This is a genomic window from Pseudomonas sp. JAI115 (assembly GCF_014200835.1).
Classification (GTDB): domain Bacteria; phylum Pseudomonadota; class Gammaproteobacteria; order Pseudomonadales; family Pseudomonadaceae; genus Aquipseudomonas; species Aquipseudomonas putida_A.
The window spans coordinates 42,982-67,996 of the sequence record NZ_JACHCY010000006.1; the positions used below are offsets into that span (position 1 = coordinate 42,982).

Sequence of the window (25,015 nt, forward strand, 5' to 3'; positions counted from 1 at the left end):
TGCGTGGGCAGACTTCGGTCTGGCCGGTTGCCTACTTATCGGTTTTCCACCCCGCGCACAGTTGCCACCTTTTGTCGTGTGGAAACGACAAAGGCTGGCTCCCAAATACAAGTAGGAGCTACACCATGGATAAACTGATCCCAGACCCTCCCCCCGAAACCACAACCCCGCTCGCCGAAGCCATCCGCGCTGAAGACCTCGCCAAAAACCGCGAAGCCATAAAACGCGCGCTCGATTTCTACCTCAGTCCGCAACCCGTCCAGTCGCGACAGCCAAGCACCATGTTTCTGGTCAACCCAGGCATCGACACCGAAACCCTGCTCGCCCACGCTTACGAATCGTTGGCCTCTGCCAGTGCCATGGCCAGTAACTTCGCCAATGAACTCGGCGGCCCGCAACGCAGCACGGCGTTGGCGATCCAGCAGATCGTCATGCTCGCCGAACTGGCGGTGAACCGGGCGCTGGATCGGGTTGATCCACGCACTTGATCCGTCCGAGCACCGCGTCATCGTTCATCGCGAGCAGGCTCGCTCCCACAGATTGAAACACAGTCCACCTGTGGGAGCGAGCCTGCTCGCGAAGACGTCTGTGCGGGCGACGCATCTCTGCCGGCTATTGGTGTCAGCCGGTCCCCAAAAGGGATCGATCATTCCCAATTTGGCAAACATTGCACCATCACCTACCTCTAAACCGTTCGGCGTGCGCTGCAAATCTTCAGGTGCTGTCGCAAGGCGCGCAGGTATACTGCGCGCCTTCGCGGCTCACTGTTCGGGCCCGACTTTTTTGCTTTGCGGAGCTTTTATGACTTCCCCGACCCAACCGCCGGTTGACGACGCTGTGAGCGATGTCCCGGCTGAACTGGCTGACGCCAGCGAGAGCAAACCCGAGATCCCGGCTTTCAAGTTCCCGTTCAAACCGGGGGAGCTGGCTGCTGCCAAGGGTTCGAATCAGCCGTGGTACAAGAACGGCGCCAAGAACGGCCACACCAAGACCCCGGGCATGGCGCCGCCGGGTACCCGTCGCTCGATGGGCAAGCGCTGAGTTTCATCCCGCCTTCAGCCATCAACTGCGATTTTCGGTCGCAGTGATGGCTAAGTGCTCAGATCCTGAGCCAGATCAATATTTGACCAATTGGTGCGCTTAGAGTCAGCAGCCCTGCCGACTCTTCCCATAAAACGAGCGCGCTTTCCATGAAGATCAATCTCCCGGTAACCGGCCGTAACGTCGATGTGGCGCCGGACGCGAACATTCTTTCGACCACTGATCTGACCAGCGCGATCACTTACGCCAACGACGATTTCATTAGGATCAGCGGCTACAGCCGCGACGAATTGCTCGGCACGCCACACAACCTGTTGCGCCATCCGGACATGCCGGCGCAGGCGTTTGCGCATATGTGGCAGACGCTGAAGGGCGGGCGCTCGTGGATGGGGCTGGTGAAGAATCGTTGCAAGAATGGCGATCATTATTGGGTCAGCGCGTACGTCACGCCGGTTACGCAGAGCGGCGTGGCGGTGGAGTATCAGTCGGTACGCACCCGGCCGGATGCACGGCAGGTGGCGGCGGCGGAGCGGGTGTACGCGCAGTTGCGTGGAGAGTTGAAGGGACGGCGGCCGCTGCCCACTTTAGGTCTGCGTGGCAGGATCACGGTGTTGGCCAGTGCGTTGCTGGGGCTGGTGTTGGGGATCGAGGCCTGGTTGCGTCCGGAGTCGGCATGGATCGATGGGCTGGCATTTGTTGTCGGCAGCAGTCTCTGCGCGTTGGGCGTGCGCTGGATCCTGCGGCCGCTGGAGCGGCTGAGTGAACGGGCGCGGCAGGTCGCGGACAATCCGTTGAGTCAGAGCATTTACACCGGGCGCCGCGATGAAATCGGCCAGATTGAATTCGCCCTGCAGATGCTCGAAGCCCAGGTCGGCGCGGTGGTCGGGCGCATCGGTGATGCATCGCAGCAGTTGGCCGGGCATGCGGCGCAACTGGTTGATCATTTGCAAAGCAGCCACAGCAGTTCGTTGGCGCAGCAAGCGGAAACCGATCAGGTGGCGGCGGCGATTCATCAGATGGCCGCCAGTGTCGCGCAGGTTGCCAGCCATGCGCAGCAGGCGTCGGTAGCGGCGGACATGGCCGGGACGGAAACGCGCGAGGGGCATTGGCTGGTCGGCGAGAGTCGCAGTGCGGTGTTGCGTCTGGCCGAGGAGTTGCGGCGGGCGACCGAGGTGATTCATCAGCTCGAAGGTCACAGCAGCGAGATTTCCGGGGTGATGGAGGTGATCCGCAGCATTGCCGAGCAGACCAATCTGCTGGCGCTCAACGCGGCGATCGAAGCAGCGCGTGCTGGCGATGCCGGGCGCGGTTTTGCAGTGGTGGCCGATGAGGTGCGCGGGTTGGCGCAACGCACGCAGCAGTCGACCAACGAGATCCAGCGGATGATCAGCAGCCTGCAAAACGGTGCGCGCGATGCAGTGCTGGTAATGCAGCAGAGCAGCGAGCATGTGGATAACAGCGTCGAACAGGCACAGCGCGCGGCGCGGGCGCTGGACGGGATCAGTGAGCGGGTCGAGCAGATCACCGAGATGAGCCTGCAGATTGCCGCGGCGGTGGAGCAGCAGAGCGCGGTGAGCGAAGACATCAACCGCAATATCGTCAGCATTCGCACGGCGTCGGAATTGACGGTGGATGAGGGGCGGCAGAGTCAGCGTAACTCTGAGGACGTGGCGGGGCTGGCGGGGGATTTGCGGTTGCTGGCGCGGGAGTTCTGGGGGCGGCGGGTTAGGGATTGAGGTTGCCTGGGCCGGCCTCTTCGCGAGCAGGCTCGCTCCCACATTTGAAATGCGATCCATTGTGGGAGCGAGCCTGCTCGCGAAGGGGCCATTCGCCCCGACAAAAATTCCGGATCAAGCCGCCCGCAGCGAAATAAACGCATACGTCTGCGCCGGCTCCGTCACCACCTGCGCCCCGGCCGCCACCAATTGCCCGGCAACGTCGTCCCCGGACAAATGAAACAGCCATTCGCTGGACGCTTCACTCAGCGGCTGTGCTGAAACCTGATCGATCACGGCCGCAAAAGCGTCCATCTGCGGCAAATACGCGGTAAACCCATCGCCCTTGAGCGCCGTGGTGCGAATCCCCAGCGCCGCGCAGATTGCATCCTTGATGCGGATGTCATCGCGATCGGCCTGACGCGAACGCTGGATCAGCTCCAGCAGTTCCTGATCGACCAGCTCCCCGCCGACAATCAGCAGCGGCCCCTGTTGCCACGACTCCGGCGGGCAATCCTTGGCCGCCGGGTTGAGCGGAATGTACGGATTGATTTCTGCCGGATAAATCCTGCACACCAACGGTCGGCGCTCGTAGATACGGCACAGGTTTTCTTCGTCAAGATTCCGGCAGCGACCGACGTTGTAGGCGGCGAAGGTGATGGCCACGTGGGCCTCGGTCGTGCCGCTGCGTACCACCAGCGAACGCCGTTCGGCGTGTTCACGCTGCTGCGCCGGCAGGCCCAGGCCGTTGCCGAGAAAGGCCTCCACCAGCACGATCACCTGGCCGCCATCCGCCGCCCACATGCGGGCTTCGGCGAGGGTCAGGGGCACATGGTGGTCGGTGCAGCATTTGCCGCAACCGACGCAGGAAAATGTCGTATTCATTGCACGATCAATCTTCAATCAGAGTGTGATACGGCGACGTAAAGTCGCCAGGCTGAGGCTGATCGAAGCAAGTTGTGCGCCAGCCCTCAGGGCTTGGCGGTCGGGCGGATCGAGTCCCATTCGGTGACGAACGCGGTTTTCGACTTTTTGCTGTACAGGCACAGCTCAGTGCCTTGCTGGCCTTTCATGTGTTTTTGCGGGTATTGGCCTTGCAACAGCACGGCGGTGTAGCCGACGCGGTCATCGAATTGCGCGGGTGTGCCGACGGGTTTGGCGTCTTTCAGGCCGCTGGCCTTGGTGCAGCTGGCGAGCACGGTTTTATCGTAAGCGGCCCAGGCGTCGGGGCTGGAGGCGTGGGCCTGTGAGGCCAGGGCGGTGAGGCAGAGCAGGCTCAGGGAGAGGGTTTTCATCGTGGGCGTCCTTGGTCGTGGGTGGCCAAGGTTGGAGTCTGCCCGGGAAGGGAAGTTGCCTGGGCCGGCCTCTTCGCGAGCAAGCCCGCTCCCACAATTTGGAATGCGTTCCCCCTGTGGGAGCGGGCTTGCTCGCGAAGACGGTCGATCAGTCCGGCACAAGTTCCCGGCGAACCACCATCATCCCGGCACTCTCATACAAACGCTGCGCCCGCAGATTGTCTTCCAGCACCTTCAGATCGACAAATCCTTCGCGCCTTTGCTGAAACACCTTGAATGCATTCAGCAGCAATGCCCGACCCAAACCTCGGCCCTGAGCACGTGGGTGCACCACCAGATTCTTGATGTACGAACTGGTCCAGCACTGCGCCACGCCGATCACGCCTTCGGCATCGCTGGCAATGAAACACAGCGCCGGGTCGTATTCGGGATCGCTCTCGAAGCGCAGCTGCCATTCCTCCAGTGCCGGCACGCGACCACCGCCTTCGCGGTAGCCGAGTTGCATCAGCTGATGCACCGCCGCCGCCAGTTCCGGACGATAGGTGCTCAGCTCAATGCCTTCCGGCCAGTGGATCGGCGGCACGCCTTGGCGAAGGTCGCGCCGCATCAAAAAGCAGTACGTCTGGCCCAAGACTCAGTGACCGTTGGCGGCGACGTGTTTGGCCGCTTCGATCAGGCGCTGGGTCAGTTCCGGCGAGGAGAACTTGGTCAGCACCGCGTTGGCCCCGGCCAGACGCGCTTTCTCGCTGTTCATCGCGCTGTCGAGCGAGGTGTGCAGCAGCACGTAGAGGTGGGCGAAGTCCGGCGTCTCGCGCAGGGTGCGGGTGAAGGCGTAGCCGTCCATCTCGGACATTTCGATGTCGGAGACGATCAGGTTGATCTGTTGCGCGGTGCCTTGCAGATCCAGCAGGCAGTCGATGGCTTCCTTGGCACTGCGCGCGGTGTGGCATTGCAGGCCGAGGTTGCGCAGGGTGTGCACCGATTGCTGCAACGCCACCTGGCTGTCGTCGACCACCAGAATCCGTGCGTTGCCCAGTACCTCGGCGTCTTCCATGCTCAGGTCGGTCGGGGCCATCTCGATCTGCGCCGGAGCGATGCTGTGGATGACTTTCTCGATGTCCAGCACCTGCACCAGCGTGCCGTCCACCGAGGTCACGCCGGTGATGTAGGCGCGCGAGCCGCCGGAGCCGAACGGCGGCGGCTTGATGTCGGTGGTCAGGCAATGGACGATCTTGCTCACCGCCTGCACATGCAGGCCCTGCTTCGAACGGCTGACGTCGGTGACGATCAGGCAGCCGCCGTTCGGGTCTTCCAGTGGTCGCTCGCCGATGGCGCGGCTGAGGTCGATCACCGACAGCGACGCGCCGCGCAGGGTGGCGATGCCTTTGATGTGCGGATGCGACTCGGGCATTTTGGTCAGCGGCGGGCAGGGGATGATTTCACTGACTTTCAGCAGGTTGATCGCCATCAGCTTGCCGCTGCGCAAGGTAAACAGCAGAAGCGAAAGTGAATCTGCGCGGGCTTTGTTGGAAGACATAAAAACCTTCTGTGGAAAAAGGTGATGGGCGAGGGTGCAAATCGCCAGAAACTATTGATGCCGGGTTATCGGCGTTAACGGGGTGGGCTTTAGGTCGGTTATCGGCTGGCGGCAGATCCAAAGCCCCTCACCCCAGCCCTCTCCCGAAGGGAGAGGGGGCCGAACGAGGTGTCTGGCGCTGTACATCGACCTGAATGACCGAGTCGATTATGGATTCAGTACAGATCTTTCACGTCGGCGGAATTCTTGAATATCCCCCAATCAGTCCCCTCTCCCTCCGGGAGAGGGCTAGGGTGAGGGTGTGCTTTTAGCTCTTCATCCCCAACCGCTTGGCCATCCGCCCAAGATTCGCCCTATCCAGCCCCAACTCCCGCGCCGCACTCGCCCAGTTATCCTGATGACGCTCAAGCGCAGCACTGATCAACTGCCGCTGATATTGCTCGGTGGCGCTGCGCAGATCGCCGTTGATCAACGGCATCGCGGGCACCTCGGCAGCCGGCTCAATTGAGTTATCCACAACCTCCCGCGGCAGATCCAGATCCGCCGCGCTCAAACTGAGGATCTTCGGCCTTACCTTGCAATTGCCCAGCGCCTTCAGTGCGCTGCGGCCGATCAAATGTTCCAGCTCGCGCACGTTGCCCGGCCAAGTGTAGGCGAGCAACGCGTCCTGGGCATCGCTACTCAAACGCAGGCTGTTGAGGCCCATGCGCGAGCGGTTCTGTTCCAGAAAGAAGCCGCTGAGCAGCAACACATCGCGGCCGCGATCGCGCAGCGCCGGGACGCGCAGCGGGTACACGCTCAAGCGGTGATAGAAGTCGGCGCGGTAGCGGCCGCTGCGCACTTCTTCGGCCAGATCGCGGTTGGTCGCGGCGATCAGGCGCACATCGACCTGATGTTCCTTGTCCGAGCCGAGCCGCTGCAACTGGCCGCTTTGCAGCACGCGCAGCAACTTGGCCTGTACGGTCAGCGACAGTTCGCCGACTTCATCGAGAAACAGCGTGCCGCCATTGGCCAGTTCGAACTTGCCGCGGCGGTCGCTGGTGGCGCCGGTAAAGGCGCCGCGCACGTGGCCGAACAGTTCGCTTTCTACCAACGTATCGGGCAGAGCGGCGCAGTTGAGGCTGATGATCGGTTTGTCGGCGCGCGGCGAGGCGGCGTGGATCGCTTGCGCCACCAGCTCCTTGCCGACCCCGGTTTCGCCGGTGATCAGCACGGTCAGGTCGCTGCCGCCGACCAGATTGATTTCCTCCACCAGCCGTTTGTGCGCCTTGCTCTGGCCGATCATTTCACGCTGCTGCTGACCGCTGGCCTGGCGGTAGACCTCGGCGCGTTGGTGTTCGTCTTCGGCACGCAGCGCCAGGCGTTCGATACGTTCGGCGGCGTTGACCGTGGCCGAGGCGAGACTGGCGAACGCTTGCAAGGCGTCGAGTTCGATCGGCTCGAAACGCTCCGGATCGAGCGCATCAAGGGTGATCAGGCCCCAGAGTTTTTCATCGACGAACAGTGGGCAACCGAGGCAGTCATGCACTTCGAGATGTTCGCCCAGACCATCGACCAAGCCGTCGTAAGGATCGGGCAAGTCGCTGTCGGCGGCGAACCGCGTTGGCCCGGCGCCGTCCAGCAGGATCTCGAAACGGGGATGTTCGCTGACCTTGAAGCGCCGGCCGAGGGTGTCGGTGCTCAAACCATCCACCGCCAGCGGCACCAGCCATTCGCCGTCCAGGCGCAGCAACGCGGCGGCATCGCACGGCAGCAGGGCGCGCATGGCTTCGAGCAGGCGCCGATAGCGCTCGCCTTCGGGCAGTTCGCGGGACAGGTCGGAGACCAGTGGCAGTAGAGCGGTGAGCAGAGATTTGGCGGTCATGGTCTTGTAGTCAAAGAGACTCGATGTAGTCGCGATGACTATAAAGCGCTTTGAGTCTAAATGACTACGTAAAAAATAATTCATTGATTTATAAAGATAATTTATCTGGCACGAAAACTGATAAGCCTAAGGTAATTCTCAAAAAGCTCAGGAGTCACTCTTATGCTTAGCGTCCAGGATCGTGCCATCGTCAAATCCACTGTGCCTCTGCTGGAAAGCGGCGGTGAAGCGCTGATCACCCACTTCTACCGCATGATGCTCTCCGAATACCCTGAGGTGCGCCACTGTTCAACCAGGCGCATCAGGCCAGTGGCGATCAGCCGCGCGCGTTGGCCAATGGTGTGTTGATGTACGCCCGGCACATCGATCAGCTCGACCAGTTGGGCGATCTGGTGGCGAAGATCATCAACAAGCACGTCGCCCTGCAAATCCTCCCGGAGCACTACCCGATTGTTGGCACCTGCCTGCTGCGGGCCATTTCCGAAGTGCTCGGCGACGAGATCGCTACGCCTGAAGTCATGAGCGCGTGGGCCGCGGCGTACGGGCAATTGGCCGAGATTCTGATCGGTGCTGAAGCCGCGATCTACGACCAGAAAGAACAGGCAGTCGGCGGCTGGCGTGGGGCGCGGGATTTCATCGTGGTGGACAAGGTCGAGGAGAGCGCGGAAATCATTTCGTTCTACTTCGAGCCGGCGGACAAAGGCCCGATCCTGGCCGCAGAACCGGGTCAGTACATTGGCATGAAGCTGATCCTTGATGGCGAAGAAATCCGCCGCAATTACTCGCTGTCGGCGCTGGCCAATAAAGGTCAGTACCGCATCAGCGTCAAACGCGAACCGGGCGGTCGTGCGTCCAACCACTTGCATGACCAATTGCACATCGGCGCGAGCATTCAGCTGTTCCCGCCATCGGGCGAGTTCACCCTGACTGCCAGCGACAAGCCGTTGGTGCTGATCAGTGGTGGCGTCGGCATTACCCCGACTCTGGCGATGCTCGAAGCAGCGCTGCAAACCGAGCGCCCGGTGCACTTTATCCACTGCGCGCGCAACGGCAGCGTGCATGCGTTCCGCGACTGGATCGATGGGCTGGCGGCGCGTCATCCGCAGCTCAAGCGCTTCTATTGCTACGCCGAAGACGACGGCGTGAGCCCGGCGGCGGACAAGGTCGGGATCCTCAGCCAAGAGCAATTGGGTGAATGGCTGCCGGCGCAACGTGACGTCGACGCTTACTTCTTGGGGCCGAAGGGCTTCATGGGCGCGATCAAGCGGCATCTGAAAGCGTTGGGCGTGCCGGAGCAGCAGAGCCGTTATGAGTTCTTCGGGCCGGCGGCGGCTTTGGAGTGATCTGAAACCGGGTTGTCTTCATTCGCGAGCAGGCTCGCTCCCACAGGATTTGTGTTCAACGCAGATCCAATGTGGGAGCGAGCCTGCTCGCGAAGGCCGTTACGCGGTCTCGATTCTTAAATTCTGTTTAAAGGTTAATCGTTTCTTAACCGGTTTATCGTTTATTCCCCGATGCTGATGATAGGCGCTCGTTCGTTTAACTGATCAGGATCGCCCCCATGTCGCACATCATCTTCTCCTCTCGTCTGAGCCTGGCAATGCTTGGCCTGTCGGCTGCTTTGCTGGCCAGTCCATTTGCTGCGGCCGAATCGGCGTTGATCGCACCACAGACCCTGGTCGTCGATCAGAGCCTGCCCAAGGCTCAGCGCGATGCAATGGAGTTGGCGGCGCGGCGTTACGGCAGTTTCTGGAACAGTGGAGAAGAGGCCCTGGCCACGGCAGCCTTGTCGCCGCAGTTTGTCGACAAGACCCCGCCTGAAGGTCGGGTGCAGGGGCCGACCGGGCCGTTGCTGGCATCGAAGTTCTTTCGTACGGCGGTGCCGGACCTGAGCTGCGAGATCGAGCAAATGATCATTGCCGGTGACCGCGTGGTGGTGCATCTGCACTTTCGCGGACACTTCAGTGGGACGTTCAAGGCTCTCAAAGGGCAGGGCCAGCGTGTAGACTTCCGGGCAACCGATATCTATCAGATCGACAACGGTCGCATCGCGGCCAATTGGCATATCGAAGACAACATCAGTCTGATGGCGCAACTGCAAGCGCAGCCGCCAGCCAGCTGAACCATGGACATACAAGGGAAACGCGATGAGCGAGGAAACGATTCGACTGGGACGTGAGCGGCGCTTTCTGGTGCTGCTGGGCATCATCTGTCTGGCATTGATTGGTGGCGCGCTGTACATGCAGATCGTGCTGGGCGAGGCACCATGCCCGCTGTGCATCCTGCAGCGTTATGCATTGCTGCTGATTGCGCTGTTCGCGTTTATCGGCGCGGCCATGCGCACCCGCCGCAGCATCACGGTGTTCGAAGTGCTGGTGGTGATCTGCGCGATCGCCGGCGCCGGTGTTGCCGGGCATCACGTGTACACCCAGTTCTATCCGGCGGTGAGCTGCGGCATCGATGTGTTGCAGCCGATTGTCGACGACCTGCCGCTGGCGAAGATCTTCCCGCTGGGCTTCCAGGTCGATGGTTTCTGCTCGACGCCGTACCCGCCGATCCTCGGTCTGTCGCTGGCGCAATGGGCGCTGGTGGCGTTCGTGCTGGTGGTGATTCTGGTGCCGCTGCTGACCTCGCGTAACCGAAAAGCACTGCGCTGAATCAACTCTTCGGCAGATTGGCCGATACAGAAAACGCCCCGATTTGCGTATCAGCCGATCGGGGCGTTTTGCATTTCAGAGTGATTGTGAAATCACCGTGACGAACGGCAATGGAGAGTGCGGCAGATGTGCGACATGTTGTCACACGCGCCCTGTCGCAGGGGCTTTCGGCGACCCGGATTGGCGTAATGTTACAAAAAAGGATTGGTCTGTTTCGGCATTTTTCTGGTTTTGCACGCAGGTGCCAGATCAGGCAGTTTTAACAGGCTCTGGCAGATGGCCAGAGGCCTTTGAATATCGGGCTTTGCGCCGATTCGCTGCCGGGAAAATCCCTTCGGAGCTGTCTGAACTGAGGTGTATAGGCCTACATTTTTTGGTGTTTTTTGTTGAGAATCGATTTCGATAACATGCGGAACTTTTGCAAAAACGGTGATGGATTGTTGCTCTGAGCGATAAAAATTATTTCGGGATAAGACATGGTGTATAGGGCGCTACCTATCTACAATCGCCCGCACTGAATTCCCGGCACTGTTCAGCCTTTATTAAGGAACTGGACAGGAAGTCGGGTGTCGAGCGGGCCGAAAGGCTTTTGCGACACCCAGGTGTCGGTGCCTTCCAACTTTCCGCACCAAATGGAATTGGTCTGTAACAAGGCCTTTGACCACGAATTCGAATAAGAACTGACCGCTGTCCATGGTTTTGTCGAGCGTCTGACGCGCGACGGGCGGCCCTTATTCAATCCAAAGAAAATGCCAACCCTTGGCAGGGTGAAGTGTTGGCGATCAAAACCCAACTGCATTGCGCAAGCTGCTTTAGAGGTCGTGAGATGAGTAAAAACAGGTACCCCAGATTACTAGGCCTAGTGCCGCTGCTCGGCACGTTGTTGCTGGGAGGCTGCAACATGACCCTGCTCAATCCAACGGGCCAGGTCGGCCTGGAACAGCGCAACCTGATCATCACCGCCACGCTGCTGATGCTGTTGGTCGTTGTGCCGGTTATCGTCATGACCTTCCTGTTCGCCTGGAAGTACCGCGCGTCCAACAAGGATGCCGTCTACACCCCGAAATGGTCGCACTCGACCAAAATCGAAGTGGCGGTCTGGACCATCCCGGTTCTGATCATCATCGCCCTGGGTTACATCACCTACATTTCGACCCACAAACTGGACCCGTACCGTCCGATTGAATCCGACGTCAAGCCGGTGACCATCGAAGTCGTTGCGCTGGACTGGAAGTGGCTGTTCATCTACCCGGAACAAGGCATTGCCACGGTCAACAAGATCGTGTTCCCGGCGCACACTCCGGTCAACTTCCGGATCACCTCCGACGCCGTGATGAACTCGTTCTTCATCCCGGGCCTGGGCGGCCAGATCTACGCGATGGCGGGCATGACCACCAAGCTGCACCTGATCGCTGACCGCAACGCTGAAATGGACGGTATCTCCGCCAACTACAGCGGCGCTGGTTTCACCGGTATGAAATTCAAAGCGATCGCAACTTCTCAGGAAGATTTCGACGCCTGGGTAAGTGAAGTCAAAAAGGCACCTAAACAGCTTGAACAAGCTGAATACGCAGCCCTTGCCAAGCCAAGCCAGAACAATCCAGTCGAGCTCTACTCCTCGGTCACGCCGAACCTGTTCCAGACCATCGTCGACAAGTACGAAGGCATGAAACCGGGCAAGCCGCTGAAGCACGAGAAGAAAGAGAAAGAAGTGGCGGCAACGGACATGGACTCGAATTCGCATTCAGCTGCCGGGGCAGAGGAGTAAACGATGTTTGGTAAATTAAGTTGGGAAGCGATCCCTTTCCACGAGCCGATCGTGATGGTCACCATCTCGATGATCGCGCTCGGTGGTCTGGCGTTGTTCGCTGCAATCACCTACTTCAAGAAGTGGACCTACTTGTGGACCGAGTGGCTGACGTCGGTCGACCACAAGAAAATCGGTGTGATGTACATCATCGTTGCCATGGTCATGCTGCTGCGTGGCTTTGCCGACGCCATCATGATGCGTACCCAGTTGGCCATGGCCACCGAGGGTTCGCCTGGCTACCTGCCGCCTGAACACTATGACCAGATCTTCACCGCTCACGGTGTGATCATGATCATCTTCATGGCGATGCCATTCTTCACCGGCCTGATGAACCTTGCAGTGCCGCTGCAGATCGGCGCGCGTGACGTTGCCTTCCCGTTCCTGAACTCCCTGAGCTTCTGGCTGCTGGTGTCCGGCGTGGTGCTGATCAACCTGTCGCTGGGTGTCGGCGAATTCGCCAAGACCGGTTGGGTTGCCTATCCGCCGCTGTCGGGTCTGCAGTACAGCCCTGGCGTGGGGATGGACTACTACATCTGGGCGCTACAGCTATCCGGGTTAGGGACGACGCTGACGGGGGTCAACTTCCTCGCCACCGTGCTGAAAATGCGTACCCCTGGCATGAAACTGATGGACATGCCGATCTTCACCTGGACCTGCACCTGGGCTAACGTCCTGATCGTGGCTTCGTTCCCGATCCTGACCGCTACCCTGGCACTGCTGACCCTCGACCGTTACATGGATTTCCACATTTTCACCAATGAACTTGGTGGCAATCCAATGATGTACGTCAACCTGTTCTGGGCCTGGGGCCACCCTGAGGTTTACATCCTGATCCTGCCGGCATTCGGCATCTTCTCGGAAGTGATCTCGGCGTTCACCGGCAAGAAACTGTTCGGCCACCACTCGATGATCTACGCTTCGGGCGCGATCTCGGTACTGGGCTTCATGGTTTGGCTGCACCACTTCTTCACCATGGGTTCGGGTGCCAGCGTAAACGCCTTCTTCGGTCTGGCGACGATGCTGATTTCCATCCCGACGGGTGTGAAACTGTTCAACTGGCTGTTCACCATCTACCAGGGCCGTCTGCGCTTCACCAGCCAGGTTCTGTGGACTCTGGGCTTCATGGTGACCTTCGCCATCGGCGGCATGACCGGCGTACTGCTGGCCATTCCGGGTGCTGACTTCGTTCTGCACAACAGCCTGTTTGTGATCGCGCACTTCCACAACGTGATCATCGGCGGCGCGGTATTCGGCTACATCGCAGGTTTCGGCTTCTACTTCCCGAAAGCGTTCGGCTTCAAGCTGCACGAAGGCTGGGGTAAAGCAGCGTTCTGGTTCTGGATCTCGGGCTTCTTCGTCGCGTTCATGCCGCTCTATGCACTGGGCTTCATGGGCATGACCCGTCGTCTGAACGCCACCACCAACCCTGAGTGGGTACCGTACCTGTACGTTGCCATGTTCGGTGCGGTGATGATCGCTGTCGGTATCGCCTGCCAACTAATCCAGCTGTACGTCAGTGTGCGTGACCGCAACAAGCCAGAGAACATGTGCGAACACGGTGACCCGTGGAATGCCCACACTCTGGAATGGTCGACCTCGTCGCCACCTCCGTTCTACAACTTCGCTGTGCTGCCTAAGGCTGACTGCATCGACCCGTTCACCGAAGCCAAGGAAAACGGTACTGCGTACCAGGCTCCGGCCAAGTACGAGCCGATCCACATGCCGAACAACACCGCCACTGGCGTGGTGATGGGCGCACTGCTGACCGTCTTCGGTTTCGCGATGATCTGGCACATCTGGTGGTTGGCGATCGCCAGCCTGGCCGGCACTGTCATCTACTTCGTGATCCACGCCGCACGTGACGACCAGGGCTACATGGTTCCGGTTGAAACGATCGAGCGCATCGAAGCCGAGCAGCACAAGCGTCTGGTCGCGGCAGGGAAAATCCCGGCCAATGCCACCCGTGTAACCTCGTTGGAACAGGCTTAAACCATGTCGAACTTAGTGACCAATGTTGGACACGCCCATGGTGACCATGGGCACGATGACCATCACCACGACTCGGGCGAGATGACCGTATACGGTTTCTGGCTCTACCTGATGACCGACTGCATTCTGTTTGCGTCGATCTTCGCGGTTTACGCAGTACTGGTAAACAACGTCGCCGGTGGCCCGTCGGGCCACGACATTTTCGAACTGCCATACGTGCTGGGCGAAACCGCTCTGCTGTTGTTCAGTTCGATCACCTACGGCTTCGCCATGCTGGCGTTGTACAAAGGCAAGAAGCAGCAGGTTCTGGGCTGGTTGTTCATGACCTTCCTGCTCGGCGCAGGCTTCATCGCCATGGAGATCAACGAGTTCCACCTGCTGATCTCCGAGGGCTTCGGTCCTAGCCGTTCGGGCTTCCTGTCGGCGTTCTTCACCCTGGTCGGTACCCACGGTCTGCACGTGTCCGCGGGTCTGATCTGGATGGGCATCATGATGTACCAGGTCAACAAGCACGGCCTGACGGCGACCAACAAGACCCGTCTGAGCTGCCTGAGCCTGTTCTGGCACTTCCTGGACGTGGTGTGGATCTGCGTATTCACCGTTGTTTACCTGATGGGGACTCTGTAATGGCTAATGCACACTCCCATGACAGCCATGATGCTGGCCACGGCAGCGTAAAGTCGTACGCCATCGGCTTCATCCTGTCGGTGATCCTGACTGCCATCCCGTTCGGCCTGGTGATGTTCCCGACCTTGCCGAAGTCGACCACGCTGGCAATCGTCCTGCTGTTCGCAGTAATCCAGGTGATTGTTCACCTGTACTACTTCCTGCACCTGGACCGTTCGATTGCACAACGTAACAACGTGATCGCGTTTGTCTTTACGGCCATCGTGATCCTGCTGCTGGTTGGCCTGTCGCTGTGGATCATGTTCAGCATCCACACGTACATGATGGCGAAGTGAGGTAGACCCGATGTCGCTCAAGCACTTTATCCAAATCACCAAACCGGGGATCATTTTCGGTAACGTGCTTTCTGTGGCAGGCGGGTTCTTCCTGGCCTCGAAAGGGCATGTAGATCTGGCGGTGTTCCTGGCCGCCATGATCGGCACTTCCCTGGTTGTGGCCTCCGGTTGCGTGTTCAACAACTGCATCGACCGCGACATCGACCTGAAGATGGAACGCACCAAGAACCGGGTGCTGGTGCAGGGCTTGATCTCCCTGAAACTGGCCCTGGTCTACGCGACCATCCTGGGTGTTCTCGGCGTTGCCTTGTTGTACAAGGTGGCCAACCCGTTGGCCGCCCTGTTCGCGGTAATCGGCTTCATCATCTACGTCGGCTTCTACAGCCTGTACCTCAAGCGCAAGTCGGTTCACGGCACGCTGGTGGGCAGTCTGTCGGGCGCCATGCCGCCAGTGATCGGTTACGTTGCCGTAACCAACAGCTTCGACATGGCCGCACTGACCCTGCTGGTGATGTTCAGCCTGTGGCAGATGCCGCATTCCTACGCCATCGCGATCTTCCGCTTCAACGACTACCTGGCCGCATCGATTCCGGTGTTGCCCGTCAAGCGCGGAATCGAAGTGGCCAAGAAGCACATCCTGCTCTACATCCTGGCGTTCCTCGTGGCGACCTTGATGCTGACCTTCAGCGGTTACGCCGGCATGAGCTACCTCGCGGTCGCCGCGGCCATGGGCATGTACTGGTTGTACATGGCCTGGACCGGCTACAAGGCGGTGGATGACACGGTCTGGGCACGCAAGCTGTTCGTGTTCTCGATCTTCACCATCACCGCCCTGAGCGTCATGATGTCCCTGGACTTCAAGGTGCCCGCCGAGCTGCTGCTGACGTACGCGCCGTAAGGCTGGATGGCTTCACGAAAAACCCCGCACATTGAGAGATGTGCGGGGTTTTTTGTTGATCGGATGTTTATCAAAGGTCGAATTTGTTGATAGTCTCTCCATGGGCAAGTTGCCTATAGTTTGCCCATGCGAACTGTATTTTTTGAAACCACAATATTCACCGCGAGCGTTGGTCATTATCTGACGGACGATGAGTATCGGGAGTTGCAGAATTATCTGCAGTGCAATCCAGCGTCGGGCGACGTAATACCGCGAACTGGCGGCTTCCGGAAATTACGTTGGTCTGACGCTCGGCGTGGCAAAGGCCGACGAGGTGGCTTGCGGGTCATCTACTATTGGCTTATGAATGATCGTCAGTTCTGGATGTTTGCGATTTATGACAAAGATGAGCTTGAGAATCTGTCCGCCGAGAAAGAGAAGGCGCTCAAAAAAGCCATTGAGATAGAGTTGAGAAAAAGAGGTGCCTCATGAAAAAACGCGACCTGTTTGCGGAATTGATGCAGGGCGTTGAAGAGATGGCCGCCCATCGCGAAGGTAAAATTACGCTGCGCAATACGGTCGTCGAGGACAAACCGGTTCCCGAGGTTGGTGCACAAGAGATCGTTGCACTGCGTGAAAAATTGCACATGTCACAAGCGGTATTTGCAAAGCGAATCAGGACCAGCCCGAGCACATTGAGGAATTGGGAGCAGGAGAAGTCCAAGCCCAATGCTCAGGCGGCACTGTTGATCCGCTTGGTGGAGAAATTCCCTGATATGGTTGAGCGCTTGGGCGCTGTGTAGATAGTTCGTTGATATACGTCATCAAGCCCCGCGATTCGATAGAGTCGCGGGGTTTTTCGTCCAGAACGGCAGGTTGCGGTATCGCCGCAAACCACCTAGATTTGGATCCAGTCCTTAGTGATAGCGCCATGCCACTTCCTCGGCGCTCAACTGTTCCACTCCGCGATTCTTCATGCACTGATCAAAAGGCTGGGCGAAATGACTGAGAGGATGACCTGCGACGAACGTTTCATTGCCCTGGCACACGAGCTGAACTACGACATCTATGGCGAGAATACCGCCGGCGGCAATTATGCGCCGCTGATCCGTCATCGCGATGAGTTGTACATCAGCGGCATGGTGCCGCGGGTCAATGGCAGGATTCTGTATCCCGGTCGCGTGGGGTTGGAGTTGACCCTCAAGGACGCCCAGGCCGCCGCGAGCATCAGTGCCATGCGCTGCCTGGCGCTGATTGTCGATGCGGTGGGTTCGCTGGACAAGATCCGGGCGTTGTTGCGGGTCACGGTGTATGTGAAGTCGACCCCGGACTTCGTAGACCTGAGCGAAGTGGCCAACGGTGCATCGGACGTGTTCAGCCATGTGCTCGGCGATGCCGGCCGGCACACCCGCACCACGGTCGGTGTCTATCAGTTGCCGAAGAACGCCGCGATTGAAGTCGACATGATCGCGGCGGTGCAGTCGGAAGTCTGATCGCCGCGCCGCCCAACAAAAAGCCCCGCCTGAATCTCAGAGCGGGGCTTTTTTGTCGGCGCCGGGATTACTGCGCGGCGATGCTGTAACCATCGAACGCGGTTTGCTGTTGCAGGGCGGTGATGATGTTCTTGCGGTTGATCGCGTGTTCGGTGCCGGCGTTGTCGATGAAGGTCTCGCCCTCCAACTCGGCTTCTTCGCCTTCACCGACGAAGGTGAAACCGAGGAACTCCAGCGCTTCACGGTCAACGTTCAGACGCGAGCGCGGCGTGCGCAGCGGCAGGGTCACGCTGTTGCCGTCCTTGCTGATGGTGAAGATTTCCAGTTCTTTCTTCTTGGCAGCCTTGCTCTTGCCGCCGCTCGGGTTGCTGATCGCCTGGTGGGTCTGATTCAGCACTTTGAGCGCGAGGCCGTAAACGATTTCCTGGAACGCGGGATCGTCCTTGAAGCAGGACAGGATGCGGCCGATCGAAAACTTGCTGCTCAGGTCTTCGAGGGCGGCGATGTCGGCGGCCTCGGCGTCCTTGAGGCGCTTGAGTTCGCCCATCAGCTCGTAGGCCTTGTCGTCATCGAAGCTGTCGTGCGCCTGACGGATCGCGGCGCGCAGCTCGCGGATCTGGTCACTTTCGCGGGTCGACTGGAAAGCATCCAGCACCATCTCGCTGATGATTTTGGCTTGTGGAAGGTGTTGTGAAAGATTGATGGAGTTTTCGTATTCCGCTTTGGACGATTCGGTGACTACGGATTCAGCGGTGTTGAAATCGGACATTGAAATTTCACTACTTTTTTAACTTGAGTGGAAACGAGAAAGCGCGAGGTCTTTTTCAGGCCGGTTAATTTAGGGGAGCGGGGCGGCGTTGTCACGGAACAACAGTCCGGTGGTGCGGATTATTTGTCCGGCGTGTTCAGGTTCATCGAGCGCACCATCCACTGTTCAGCGGTTTGCTGATCGGTCGGCAGCGTGAAGCGGAAAGTCGCCCCGCGCCCGGCGACATCGATCAACTGAATGTCACGCCCGTGCAGTTGCAGGATGCGGTGGACGATCCGCAGGCCCAGTCCACCGTCACGCCGCGCGCCGCCAATATTGAAAGGACGCAGGAACAGACCTTCGCGCAGATCCGGAGCGATGCCGGGGCCGGTGTCGCTGACCGTGACTTCGACCAAGGCGCCCAGGGGTTTCAAATCCAGCTCGATTTCACCGCCCGCAGGCGTGTGGCGCAAGGCGTTATCCACCAGGTTGGTCAGCACCCGTTCGATCAACCCAAGGTCGGCGCACACCGTCGGCAGGTTCGGACCGAAGCTGGCCTTGAGTTCGACGTGGCGTGATTCGGCGGCCAGTTCGAATTTCTGGAAAATGTCCTGCAACAGATCGATCAGCGAGAAGCGCTCCAGTACCGGCTGCACGAAACCGTGCTCCAGACGTACCAGCTCCAGCAGCGATTGCGCCAACCCGCCGACCTTGCGGCTCTGATCCAGCGCGATGCCCAGATACCGGCGGCGTTCTTCGGCGGTGAGTGTGGCGTCCTTGAGCGTCAGGGTTTCCAGATAGCCGTGCAACGAGGCCAGCGGTGTGCGCAGGTCGTGAGAAATGTTCGCCACCAGTTCGCGGCGCTCCTGATCCTGGCGGGTCAACGAGCGCCACTGTTCACCCAGTCGGTTTTGCATCTGCCGGAAGGCGCCATCGAGTACGGCGATTTCATCCGGGTCAGCGCTTTTATCCACAGCCACTGAAGGTGCAGGCAGAGGTTGCGGCGCGCCATCAATGTCGAACCGGCTGACGGTTTCGGTCAATCGGCGCAGTGGCCGGGTGATCAGGTTGAACGCCGTGAGACCCGCGATCAGGCACAACAGCGCCACCAGCCCGATCGACAGCAACGCCGTATTGAGTGCAGCACTGGTCGCGCCCCGTTCAGCGAAGCGATCGTGTTCTTCACTGAGCAACACCACGTACAGATAACCGGCGGGCTTGCCGTTGACCCGTAACGGCGCGGCACTGAAGACCTTGCGCCCGTCGGCACTGCGCGGGTCATCGCCGAGAATAGGCAACGGCTGGTCATCGAGCAGCCGGCGGATCGGCGCCAGATCAACCGTTTCCCGGCGCAGATGTCCTTCCGGTGCCGCATTGCCGACAATCCGTCCCTCGGGGTCGAGCAGGTACACCTCGACACTCGGGTTGACCAGCATCAGCTTGCTGAACAGTTCGCGCACGGCGCCGGGCATCAGGCCATTGCTGTCCATCAGCACCGTGTCATGGGCGATGTGCTGCGCCAGATCCCGCGACAGGCCTTGCACCACTTCCAGTTCATGCATCTTGCTGGAGCGCACCTGCAGCCATGCCGAGGTGCCGCAGCACACCAGCAGCAAAACGGCGAACACCAGCGACAGGCGCTGCGACAGGTTCAGTCTCATGGTTGTTCCGTGCCGAATTTATAGCCGCGACCCCACACAGTGAGGATGCGTGTCGGTTGCGCCGGATCGCTTTCGATTTTCGCCCGCAGGCGATTGATGTGCGTGTTCACCGTGTGTTCATAACCCTCGTGGCTGTAGCCCCACACCGCGTTCAGCAGGTCCATGCGTGAGAACACCTTGCCCGGCTGTCGGGCGAAGAAATACAGCAAGTCGAACTCTCGCGGAGTGAGGTCCAGACGCGCACCGTTGAGGGCGACGTCGCGGGTGATCGGGTCGATGCTCAAACCATCGAGACTGAGGCTGCCGGCGTCCATTTTCAGGTTGCGCGCCATGGCGTCGACCCGGCGCAGCAAGGCTTTGACCCGAGCCACCAGTTCCAGCATTGAAAACGGTTTGGCAAGGTAATCGTCGGCACCCAGCTCCAGACCCAGAATGCGGTGCAATTCGCTGGAGCGGGCGCTGGTGATGATGATCGGCGTATAGCGCGCCATCGCCCGGGCGCGGCGGCAGATTTCCAGGCCGTCGACCCCCGGCAACATCAGGTCGAGGATCAGTGCATCCCATTGTCCCTGTTGCAACAGGCGCATGCCTTCGTCGCCGTCGGCGCTGTGCACGACGTCGTAATGTTCATCGCGCAGGTGCAGGCTAATCAAGTCGGCGATGTGTTGGTCATCCTCGACCACGAGGATGCGTCTGGTTAATTCCATCAAGCTCAATCCTTCGGCGCAGTGAGCGCATTGTGCGGGTTTTCCTCGGGGCGAGTTATCACGAATTCGTTAACTTCCCGTGAGGATTTGGCGATCAACCCAAGCCTAGGCTGTGTTCCATGACAGGCACCTGGAATTTTTGGAGACGGCCATGTTTTCACGGCGACAGATTCTCGTAGCGAGCGGCGGGCTGGGGGTTGCAGCTCTGGTGGCGGGTGTATTGCCAAAATTTTCCTCGGGCTCCGCACTGATCGAGCAAGCCCATGCCGATGAGGTTTTCGAGGTGAGCCACAGCGACAGTGAATGGCACTCGCTGCTCTCGGACGAGCAGTACGCCATCCTGCGCGACGAAGGCACCGAACGGGCCTATACCAGCCCGCTCAACAACGAACATCGCAACGGCACATTCGCCTGCGCGGGTTGTGATCTGGCGCTGTTTTCATCGGCGACCAAGTTCGACAGCCGCACGGGCTGGCCGAGTTTCTGGGCACCGTTGGAACATGCGGTGGCCACGCGTCAGGACCGATCATTCGGCATGTCACGCAATGAAGTGCACTGCCGACGCTGCGGCGGGCACTTGGGACATGTGTTCGACGACGGCCCGAAACCCACCGGCCTGCGCTATTGCATGAATGGCCTGGCGATGACGTTCAAACCCGTGGCGGCATGAGCCATGGCCATTTTTCGATGTTCACTTTCTACAGGACGACACCATGTTGCTCTTGGTTCTCGCTTATCTGGGCGGTGTGCTGACGATCGTCAGTCCCTGCATCCTGCCTGTTCTGCCTTTTGTCTTCGCTCGCACCGGGCAGCCGTTTATCAAGAGTGGCTTGCCGCTCTTGGCCGGGATGGCGCTGACTTTCGCCCTCGTCGCCACACTGGCGGCGGTGGGCGGCGGTTGGGTGGTGCAAGTCAATCAGTACGGGCGCTGGCTCGCGTTGCTGTTCGTTGCACTGTTCGGGCTGACGCTGCTGCTGCCGCGCCTCGCCGAGCGCCTGACGCGACCGCTGGTCTCGGCCGGCAGTCGGCTGTCCGAAGCCGCGGGCCAGGACAATCGTCCGCGTCCCGGCGCCTCGTTTCTGATTGGCGTCGCCACGGGTCTGCTCTGGGCACCGTGCGCCGGGCCCATCCTCGGTTTGATTCTGACCGGAGCCGCGCTGCAAGGGGCAAGCATCGCCACCACGCTGTTGTTGCTCGCCTACGCGGCGGGCGCCGCGACTTCACTGGCGGCGGCGCTGCTGCTGGGCGGTAAGGTCTTTGCGTTGATGAAGCGCTCGGTCGGCACCGGTGAGTGGATCCGGCGCGGGTTGGGGGCGGCGATGCTGGCGGGTGTCGCAGCGATTGCGCTGGGCCTCGACACCGGGCTGTTGGCGCGGCTGTCGACGGCTTCCACGGGCGGGATTGAACAGGCGCTGGTCGGCAAGCTGACCAGCAAATCGCCGACGGGCAACGGAACCATGATGGCGCAGATTCCTGCTGCCGGCGGGGCGATGAAAGTTGCCGACAAGGCACCGGGAACACTACCGGTCGAAGGCCAGTTGCCGCCGCTCAATGGCGCCGTGCAATGGCTCAATTCGCCACCGCTGGACGCCCAGGCATTGAAGGGCAAAGTGGTGCTGGTGGATTTCTGGACCTACTCCTGCATCAACTGCCTGCGCACCTTGCCATACGTCAAAGCCTGGGCGGAAAAGTACCGCGATCAAGGCCTGGTAGTGATTGGCGTGCACGCCCCGGAATTCGCTTTCGAGCGCGATGTCGGCAATGTCACCAAAGCCATGAAGGAGCTGGGTATCAACTATCCGGTCGCCATCGATAACGACTACAAAATCTGGCGTGCTTTCAACAACGAATACTGGCCGGCGCATTATTTTGCCGATGCTCAAGGACGGATTCGTTACCACCATTTTGGCGAAGGGGATTACGCCGAATCGGAACGGGTCATACAGCAGTTGCTGCGTGAGGCCGGGGCGAAAACCGTCGCCGACGGCTTGATCAACGCCGATGCCCAAGGCGTGCAACAGGCGCCGGACATGAATCAGGTGCTGTCACCGGAAACCTACGTCGGCTACCAGCGTGCGGAACATTTCGTACCGGAAACCGGGCTGGTGCCTGACAAGGTCGCGACCTATAACCCACCCGCCAACCTGACCCTGAATGACTGGAGCCTTGGCGGCCAGTGGGCCGTCGGTGCCGAGCAGGCCACCGCCAGCGCGCCGGCCAGTCGCATCGTCTACCGCTTCCACGCCCGCGATCTGCATCTGGTGCTGGGCCCGGGTGCGGATGGCAAACCGGTGCGTTTCAACGTGTCGATTGACGGGCAGGCGCCGGGTGACGCCCACGGTGTCGATGTCGCCGCGGATGGCAGCGGCCGCGTGACCGAGCAGCGCCTGTATCAACTGGTACGGCAAACCGACGAGGTGAAGGACCGGACCTTCACCATCGAATTTCTTGACCCGGGCGTATCGGCTTACGCCTTCACCTTCGGCTGATCGGGAGTGCGCAACATGAAAGCTCAAAACAACTGGCGACGTGCATTGCTCGGCGTCGCCATGGCAGGTGTGATCGGTCAGTGCTCGGCGTTCTCTTTCGGTGCAGAGGACGCGGTGGTCATCCCGCCGCCAGTCCTCGACGAAACCACTCAGGCGCACAGTGAAACCGCGGTGTTCGCCGGTGGTTGTTTCTGGGGCGTGCAAGGGGTTTTCCAACACGTCAAAGGTGTGCAGAAAGCCGTTTCCGGTTATGCCGGCGGTGCGGCGAACACGGCGGAATATGAGCGGGTCAGCGAGGGCGACACCGGTCATGCCGAGTCAGTACAAGTCACCTTCGATCCGACGCAAGTCAGCTACGGCAGCCTGCTGCAGATCTACTTTTCGGTGGCCCACAACCCGACCGAACTCAACCGCCAAGGGCCGGACAGCGGCACGCAATATCGCTCGGCGCTGTTCCCGGTCAATGCCGATCAACAACGTGTGGCCCAGGCCTACATCGCCCAACTCGACGCGGCGCATGCCTACAACAAACCGATCGTCACCCAACTGGAAACCTACAACGGCTTTTACCCGGCGGAGGACTATCACCAGGATTTCCTCACCGAACACCCGAGCTATCCGTACATCGTGATCAACGACATGCCCAAGGTGGCGCAGTTGAAGCAGTTGTTTGCGCAGCGTTATCAGGAGAAACCGGTGTTGGTGAAAAGCGGGAGTTGAATCTCACGTGTTACTTGAGCCTTGGGCGCTCCATGGCAATCACCGATGTTTCAAACCCCAAACTGGCAAAAAACGCCTCCGCACCTTCGCGCCCGGCGCGCAGGACCCAAGTGATCTCGGGGTTGTCCCCCATGACATGCTCGACCAGTGCGCGCCCGACGCCGGCGCGCCGATGCTGGCCATCAACCACGACCATCGACAGATAACCGTTGGACAAACCATCGGTGATGCCTCGGGCGAAACCGATGATCTGCTCGCCGCTCAGCGCGACGGCAGTGCGTTGCGAGTTTTCGATGAGTTGGGCGAAGTAGTCGCTGGAGCCTGTCCGGTGTCCCCAGCCATGTAGGCCGAGAAACAGCCGCACTGGCTCCACTTCTTCGGGCAACAGATCGCGTACGGTAAGGTCGTTTTTCATCACGTGGCAGCATCCTTGTCGGCAATCACCGGAGCGTAGTCGATAGCAACTGAGTCAGGATCTGCCCCAGGTTTGCATTGCGAATTCGACGAAGCGCCGCAGCTTGGGCAAACGATAACGATCCGGGGCATAGAGCAAATGCAAAGGGCGGCTTGGGGGCTGATAATCGGGGATCACCGTCACCAGTTTGCCGTCGCGCAGGTCTTGTTCCACCAGCGCATCCGGTAGCATCACGATGCCCATGCCGGTGCGCGCTGCCTGATGCAGGCCGGCGGAGGTATTCATCAGCATCGGGCCGCTGACGTCGACCAGAATCTCGCCGTTCGGGCCGCTGAGGCGCCAGCGTTTTTCGACTGATTGCCAGTCGTCGCCGGCAGGGTAGGCGAACGACAGGCAGTCGTGTTGTTGCAGGTCTTCCGGGGTGATCGGCATGCCGCGTCGGGCGACGTAAGCCGGCGAAGCGCACACGGTCAGGGTGTAGTCGATCAGCGGCCGGGCGATCAGGTTCGACTGCTCGAAATGTCCCAGCCGAAACGCTACGTCGAGGCCGCTTTCCAGCAGATCCGGGCGGCGGTTGGTCAGCACCACATCCATTTTCACCTGCGGGTATTGCAGGGAAAATTCACTGAGCGCTGGGGCCAGGCGTTCGACACCAAAGGTCAGCGGCGCGGTGATGCGCAACAGTCCGCGCGGCTCGTCTAGGGCCTGTTCGGCCAAGCGTTCGGAGTCGGCCACCAGACCCAGAACGTCCAGACAGCGCTGGTAGTACACGCTGCCGAACTCGGTAAGCCGCTGCCGGCGGGTGGTGCGCTGCAACAATTGCACGCCGAGCCGTTGCTCCAGTGCGCGCAGGTGATTTCCGACCATGGTCGTGGACATTTCGCACTGCAACGCGGCCGCCGTCATGCTCCCGGCTTCTACAACCTTCACGTAGACGCTCATTGCCTGCAACAGGTCCATTATCAAGCTCTGCTTTTAAATGATTGAAGTCTTACCGAGTTTATCCAGTTTTGGTGGCTAACCATACTGCAAACA

The 25,015-nt window shown here is 59.9% G+C and carries 26 protein-coding genes and 2 pseudogenes; 18 read left to right on the plus strand and 10 right to left on the minus strand.

Annotation, left to right across the window (positions count from 1 at the left end; genetic code table 11):
• The first annotated feature begins 125 nt into the window (after positions 1-125).
• The 4 genes and pseudogenes from HDC30_RS15665 (at position 126) to HDC30_RS15675 (ending at position 2,777) form a co-directional block, all read left to right on the plus strand.
• On the plus strand, positions 126-488 hold the full coding sequence (locus HDC30_RS15665; RefSeq protein WP_183783900.1) for a DUF6124 family protein: 363 nt from the start codon (positions 126-128) through the stop codon (positions 486-488).
• A gap of 313 nt (positions 489-801) precedes the next feature.
• A complete protein-coding gene (locus HDC30_RS15670; protein ID WP_064589103.1) occupies positions 802-1,041 on the plus strand; it encodes a hypothetical protein in 240 nt (79 codons plus the stop codon).
• 149 nt (positions 1,042-1,190) lie between these two features.
• A pseudogene (locus HDC30_RS29570) lies at positions 1,191-1,472 on the plus strand (PAS domain-containing protein); the annotation flags it as partial.
• 204 nt (positions 1,473-1,676) lie between these two features.
• Entirely contained in the window at positions 1,677-2,777 is a 1,101-nt protein-coding gene (locus HDC30_RS15675) for a methyl-accepting chemotaxis protein (RefSeq protein WP_409347915.1), read from the plus strand.
• A 114-nt stretch (positions 2,778-2,891) separates the two neighbouring features.
• Here the strand turns inward: HDC30_RS15675 and HDC30_RS15680 are convergent, their stop codons facing one another.
• The 5 genes from HDC30_RS15680 to norR all read right to left on the minus strand — a co-directional run bounded on the left by HDC30_RS15680 (position 2,892) and on the right by norR (position 7,452).
• The gene (locus HDC30_RS15680) at positions 2,892-3,641 is read right to left on the minus strand and encodes a YkgJ family cysteine cluster protein (RefSeq protein WP_183783904.1); all 750 of its coding nucleotides are present in this window, start codon (positions 3,639-3,641) and stop codon (positions 2,892-2,894) included.
• Positions 3,642-3,727: 86 nt separating this feature from the next.
• A complete protein-coding gene (locus HDC30_RS15685; RefSeq protein WP_007968394.1) occupies positions 3,728-4,051 on the minus strand; it encodes a hypothetical protein in 324 nt (107 codons plus the stop codon).
• Between the two features lie 148 nt (positions 4,052-4,199).
• Entirely contained in the window at positions 4,200-4,658 is a 459-nt protein-coding gene (locus HDC30_RS15690) for a GNAT family N-acetyltransferase (protein ID WP_183783906.1), read from the minus strand.
• A gap of 27 nt (positions 4,659-4,685) precedes the next feature.
• The gene (locus HDC30_RS15695) at positions 4,686-5,588 is read right to left on the minus strand and encodes a chemotaxis protein CheV (RefSeq protein WP_027612166.1); all 903 of its coding nucleotides are present in this window, start codon (positions 5,586-5,588) and stop codon (positions 4,686-4,688) included.
• A 307-nt stretch (positions 5,589-5,895) separates the two neighbouring features.
• Positions 5,896-7,452 carry a nitric oxide reductase transcriptional regulator NorR gene (gene norR, locus HDC30_RS15700; RefSeq protein WP_183783908.1) on the minus strand — a complete coding sequence of 519 codons (1,557 nt, stop codon included), beginning with the start codon at positions 7,450-7,452 and terminating at the stop codon, positions 5,896-5,898.
• Positions 7,453-7,614: 162 nt separating this feature from the next.
• On the opposite strand from norR, the pseudogene hmpA reads away from it, so the two are divergent.
• The 11 genes and pseudogenes from hmpA to HDC30_RS15755 all read left to right on the plus strand — a co-directional run bounded on the left by hmpA (position 7,615) and on the right by HDC30_RS15755 (position 17,240).
• Positions 7,615-8,795 (plus strand): annotated as a pseudogene (gene hmpA, locus HDC30_RS15705) (NO-inducible flavohemoprotein).
• Positions 8,796-9,013: 218 nt separating this feature from the next.
• Positions 9,014-9,574, plus strand: a complete 561-nt coding sequence (locus HDC30_RS15710; protein WP_134787291.1) for an ester cyclase — start codon at positions 9,014-9,016, stop codon at positions 9,572-9,574.
• A 25-nt stretch (positions 9,575-9,599) separates the two neighbouring features.
• A complete protein-coding gene (locus HDC30_RS15715; protein ID WP_025109264.1) occupies positions 9,600-10,109 on the plus strand; it encodes a disulfide bond formation protein B in 510 nt (169 codons plus the stop codon).
• A gap of 826 nt (positions 10,110-10,935) precedes the next feature.
• Positions 10,936-11,877, plus strand: coding sequence for a ubiquinol oxidase subunit II (cyoA, locus tag HDC30_RS15720; protein ID WP_027612162.1), 942 nt, complete (start codon positions 10,936-10,938; stop codon positions 11,875-11,877).
• 3 nt (positions 11,878-11,880) lie between these two features.
• A complete protein-coding gene (cyoB, locus tag HDC30_RS15725) occupies positions 11,881-13,908 on the plus strand; it encodes a cytochrome o ubiquinol oxidase subunit I (RefSeq protein ID WP_007968380.1) in 2,028 nt (675 codons plus the stop codon).
• Positions 13,909-13,911: 3 nt separating this feature from the next.
• Positions 13,912-14,535 carry a cytochrome o ubiquinol oxidase subunit III gene (cyoC, locus tag HDC30_RS15730; RefSeq protein ID WP_003227982.1) on the plus strand — a complete coding sequence of 208 codons (624 nt, stop codon included), beginning with the start codon at positions 13,912-13,914 and terminating at the stop codon, positions 14,533-14,535.
• Positions 14,535-14,870, plus strand: a complete 336-nt coding sequence (gene cyoD, locus HDC30_RS15735; RefSeq protein ID WP_003227981.1) for a cytochrome o ubiquinol oxidase subunit IV — start codon at positions 14,535-14,537, stop codon at positions 14,868-14,870. The genes cyoC and cyoD overlap by 1 nt, the downstream gene beginning before the upstream one ends.
• Positions 14,871-14,880: 10 nt before the next feature.
• On the plus strand, positions 14,881-15,768 hold the full coding sequence (cyoE, locus tag HDC30_RS15740) for a heme o synthase (protein WP_003227980.1): 888 nt from the start codon (positions 14,881-14,883) through the stop codon (positions 15,766-15,768).
• Between the two features lie 126 nt (positions 15,769-15,894).
• Positions 15,895-16,239 carry a toxin gene (locus tag HDC30_RS15745; RefSeq protein ID WP_096795494.1) on the plus strand — a complete coding sequence of 115 codons (345 nt, stop codon included), beginning with the start codon at positions 15,895-15,897 and terminating at the stop codon, positions 16,237-16,239.
• Positions 16,236-16,550, plus strand: coding sequence for a DNA-binding transcriptional regulator (locus HDC30_RS15750; protein WP_047599259.1), 315 nt, complete (start codon positions 16,236-16,238; stop codon positions 16,548-16,550). Before HDC30_RS15745 ends, HDC30_RS15750 begins: the two co-directional genes overlap by 4 nt.
• A gap of 198 nt (positions 16,551-16,748) precedes the next feature.
• Positions 16,749-17,240: a RidA family protein gene (locus HDC30_RS15755; protein ID WP_135296519.1), complete on the plus strand. Its 492-nt coding sequence runs from the start codon at positions 16,749-16,751 to the stop codon at positions 17,238-17,240.
• Between the two features lie 67 nt (positions 17,241-17,307).
• Here HDC30_RS15755 and HDC30_RS15760 read toward each other — a convergent pair whose 3' ends face one another.
• The 3 genes from HDC30_RS15760 to HDC30_RS15770 all read right to left on the minus strand — a co-directional run bounded on the left by HDC30_RS15760 (position 17,308) and on the right by HDC30_RS15770 (position 20,356).
• On the minus strand, positions 17,308-18,009 hold the full coding sequence (locus HDC30_RS15760) for a hypothetical protein (RefSeq protein WP_183783910.1): 702 nt from the start codon (positions 18,007-18,009) through the stop codon (positions 17,308-17,310).
• A 119-nt stretch (positions 18,010-18,128) separates the two neighbouring features.
• On the minus strand, positions 18,129-19,649 hold the full coding sequence (locus tag HDC30_RS15765; RefSeq protein WP_183783912.1) for a HAMP domain-containing sensor histidine kinase: 1,521 nt from the start codon (positions 19,647-19,649) through the stop codon (positions 18,129-18,131).
• Positions 19,646-20,356 carry a response regulator transcription factor gene (locus HDC30_RS15770; protein ID WP_183783914.1) on the minus strand — a complete coding sequence of 237 codons (711 nt, stop codon included), beginning with the start codon at positions 20,354-20,356 and terminating at the stop codon, positions 19,646-19,648. Before HDC30_RS15770 ends, HDC30_RS15765 begins: the two co-directional genes overlap by 4 nt.
• Positions 20,357-20,507: 151 nt before the next feature.
• Between HDC30_RS15770 and msrB the strand changes: the two genes are divergently transcribed.
• From msrB to msrA, 3 genes are read left to right on the plus strand one after another with little or no spacing between them, the layout of a single operon-like run.
• Positions 20,508-21,026 carry a peptide-methionine (R)-S-oxide reductase MsrB gene (msrB, locus tag HDC30_RS15775; protein ID WP_150368506.1) on the plus strand — a complete coding sequence of 173 codons (519 nt, stop codon included), beginning with the start codon at positions 20,508-20,510 and terminating at the stop codon, positions 21,024-21,026.
• 43 nt (positions 21,027-21,069) lie between these two features.
• On the plus strand, positions 21,070-22,845 hold the full coding sequence (locus HDC30_RS15780) for a cytochrome c biogenesis protein DipZ (protein ID WP_183783916.1): 1,776 nt from the start codon (positions 21,070-21,072) through the stop codon (positions 22,843-22,845).
• Between the two features lie 15 nt (positions 22,846-22,860).
• Entirely contained in the window at positions 22,861-23,565 is a 705-nt protein-coding gene (gene msrA, locus HDC30_RS15785) for a peptide-methionine (S)-S-oxide reductase MsrA (RefSeq protein WP_027612155.1), read from the plus strand.
• Positions 23,566-23,575: 10 nt separating this feature from the next.
• On the opposite strand, the gene HDC30_RS15790 is transcribed toward msrA, so the two are convergent.
• Positions 23,576-23,980 (minus strand): GNAT family N-acetyltransferase, encoded by a 405-nt coding sequence (locus HDC30_RS15790; RefSeq protein ID WP_183783918.1) that lies wholly within the window; start codon positions 23,978-23,980, stop codon positions 23,576-23,578.
• A 54-nt stretch (positions 23,981-24,034) separates the two neighbouring features.
• Entirely contained in the window at positions 24,035-24,940 is a 906-nt protein-coding gene (locus HDC30_RS15795; RefSeq protein WP_183783920.1) for a LysR family transcriptional regulator, read from the minus strand.
• Positions 24,941-25,015 lie beyond the last annotated feature (75 nt).

Excerpts from the sequence above, each read along its gene's own strand:
- msrB (WP_150368506.1), top strand. The coding sequence starts at position 20,508 with ATGTTTTCACGGCGACAGATTCTCGTAGCGAGCGGCGGGCTGGGGGTT.
- HDC30_RS15715 (WP_025109264.1), top strand. The coding sequence starts at position 9,600 with ATGAGCGAGGAAACGATTCGACTGGGACGTGAGCGGCGCTTTCTGGTG.
- HDC30_RS15695 (WP_027612166.1), bottom strand. The coding sequence starts at position 5,588 with ATGTCTTCCAACAAAGCCCGCGCAGATTCACTTTCGCTTCTGCTGTTT.
- msrA (WP_027612155.1), top strand. The coding sequence starts at position 22,861 with ATGAAAGCTCAAAACAACTGGCGACGTGCATTGCTCGGCGTCGCCATG.
- HDC30_RS15790 (WP_183783918.1), bottom strand. The coding sequence starts at position 23,980 with ATGAAAAACGACCTTACCGTACGCGATCTGTTGCCCGAAGAAGTGGAG.
- cyoA (WP_027612162.1), top strand. The coding sequence starts at position 10,936 with ATGAGTAAAAACAGGTACCCCAGATTACTAGGCCTAGTGCCGCTGCTC.
- HDC30_RS15780 (WP_183783916.1), top strand. The coding sequence starts at position 21,070 with ATGTTGCTCTTGGTTCTCGCTTATCTGGGCGGTGTGCTGACGATCGTC.
- cyoB (WP_007968380.1), top strand. The coding sequence starts at position 11,881 with ATGTTTGGTAAATTAAGTTGGGAAGCGATCCCTTTCCACGAGCCGATC.
- cyoD (WP_003227981.1), top strand. The coding sequence starts at position 14,535 with ATGGCTAATGCACACTCCCATGACAGCCATGATGCTGGCCACGGCAGC.
- HDC30_RS15750 (WP_047599259.1), top strand. The coding sequence starts at position 16,236 with ATGAAAAAACGCGACCTGTTTGCGGAATTGATGCAGGGCGTTGAAGAG.
- HDC30_RS15690 (WP_183783906.1), bottom strand. The coding sequence starts at position 4,658 with ATGCGGCGCGACCTTCGCCAAGGCGTGCCGCCGATCCACTGGCCGGAA.
- HDC30_RS15770 (WP_183783914.1), bottom strand. The coding sequence starts at position 20,356 with ATGGAATTAACCAGACGCATCCTCGTGGTCGAGGATGACCAACACATC.
- HDC30_RS15760 (WP_183783910.1), bottom strand. The coding sequence starts at position 18,009 with ATGTCCGATTTCAACACCGCTGAATCCGTAGTCACCGAATCGTCCAAA.
- HDC30_RS15680 (WP_183783904.1), bottom strand. The coding sequence starts at position 3,641 with ATGAATACGACATTTTCCTGCGTCGGTTGCGGCAAATGCTGCACCGAC.
- HDC30_RS15755 (WP_135296519.1), top strand. The coding sequence starts at position 16,749 with ATGACTGAGAGGATGACCTGCGACGAACGTTTCATTGCCCTGGCACAC.
- norR (WP_183783908.1), bottom strand. The coding sequence starts at position 7,452 with ATGACCGCCAAATCTCTGCTCACCGCTCTACTGCCACTGGTCTCCGAC.
- HDC30_RS15685 (WP_007968394.1), bottom strand. The coding sequence starts at position 4,051 with ATGAAAACCCTCTCCCTGAGCCTGCTCTGCCTCACCGCCCTGGCCTCA.
- HDC30_RS15710 (WP_134787291.1), top strand. The coding sequence starts at position 9,014 with ATGTCGCACATCATCTTCTCCTCTCGTCTGAGCCTGGCAATGCTTGGC.
- cyoC (WP_003227982.1), top strand. The coding sequence starts at position 13,912 with ATGTCGAACTTAGTGACCAATGTTGGACACGCCCATGGTGACCATGGG.
- HDC30_RS15665 (WP_183783900.1), top strand. The coding sequence starts at position 126 with ATGGATAAACTGATCCCAGACCCTCCCCCCGAAACCACAACCCCGCTC.
- cyoE (WP_003227980.1), top strand. The coding sequence starts at position 14,881 with ATGTCGCTCAAGCACTTTATCCAAATCACCAAACCGGGGATCATTTTC.
- HDC30_RS15765 (WP_183783912.1), bottom strand. The coding sequence starts at position 19,649 with ATGAGACTGAACCTGTCGCAGCGCCTGTCGCTGGTGTTCGCCGTTTTG.
- HDC30_RS15795 (WP_183783920.1), bottom strand. The coding sequence starts at position 24,940 with ATGGACCTGTTGCAGGCAATGAGCGTCTACGTGAAGGTTGTAGAAGCC.
- HDC30_RS15745 (WP_096795494.1), top strand. The coding sequence starts at position 15,895 with ATGCGAACTGTATTTTTTGAAACCACAATATTCACCGCGAGCGTTGGT.
- HDC30_RS15670 (WP_064589103.1), top strand. The coding sequence starts at position 802 with ATGACTTCCCCGACCCAACCGCCGGTTGACGACGCTGTGAGCGATGTC.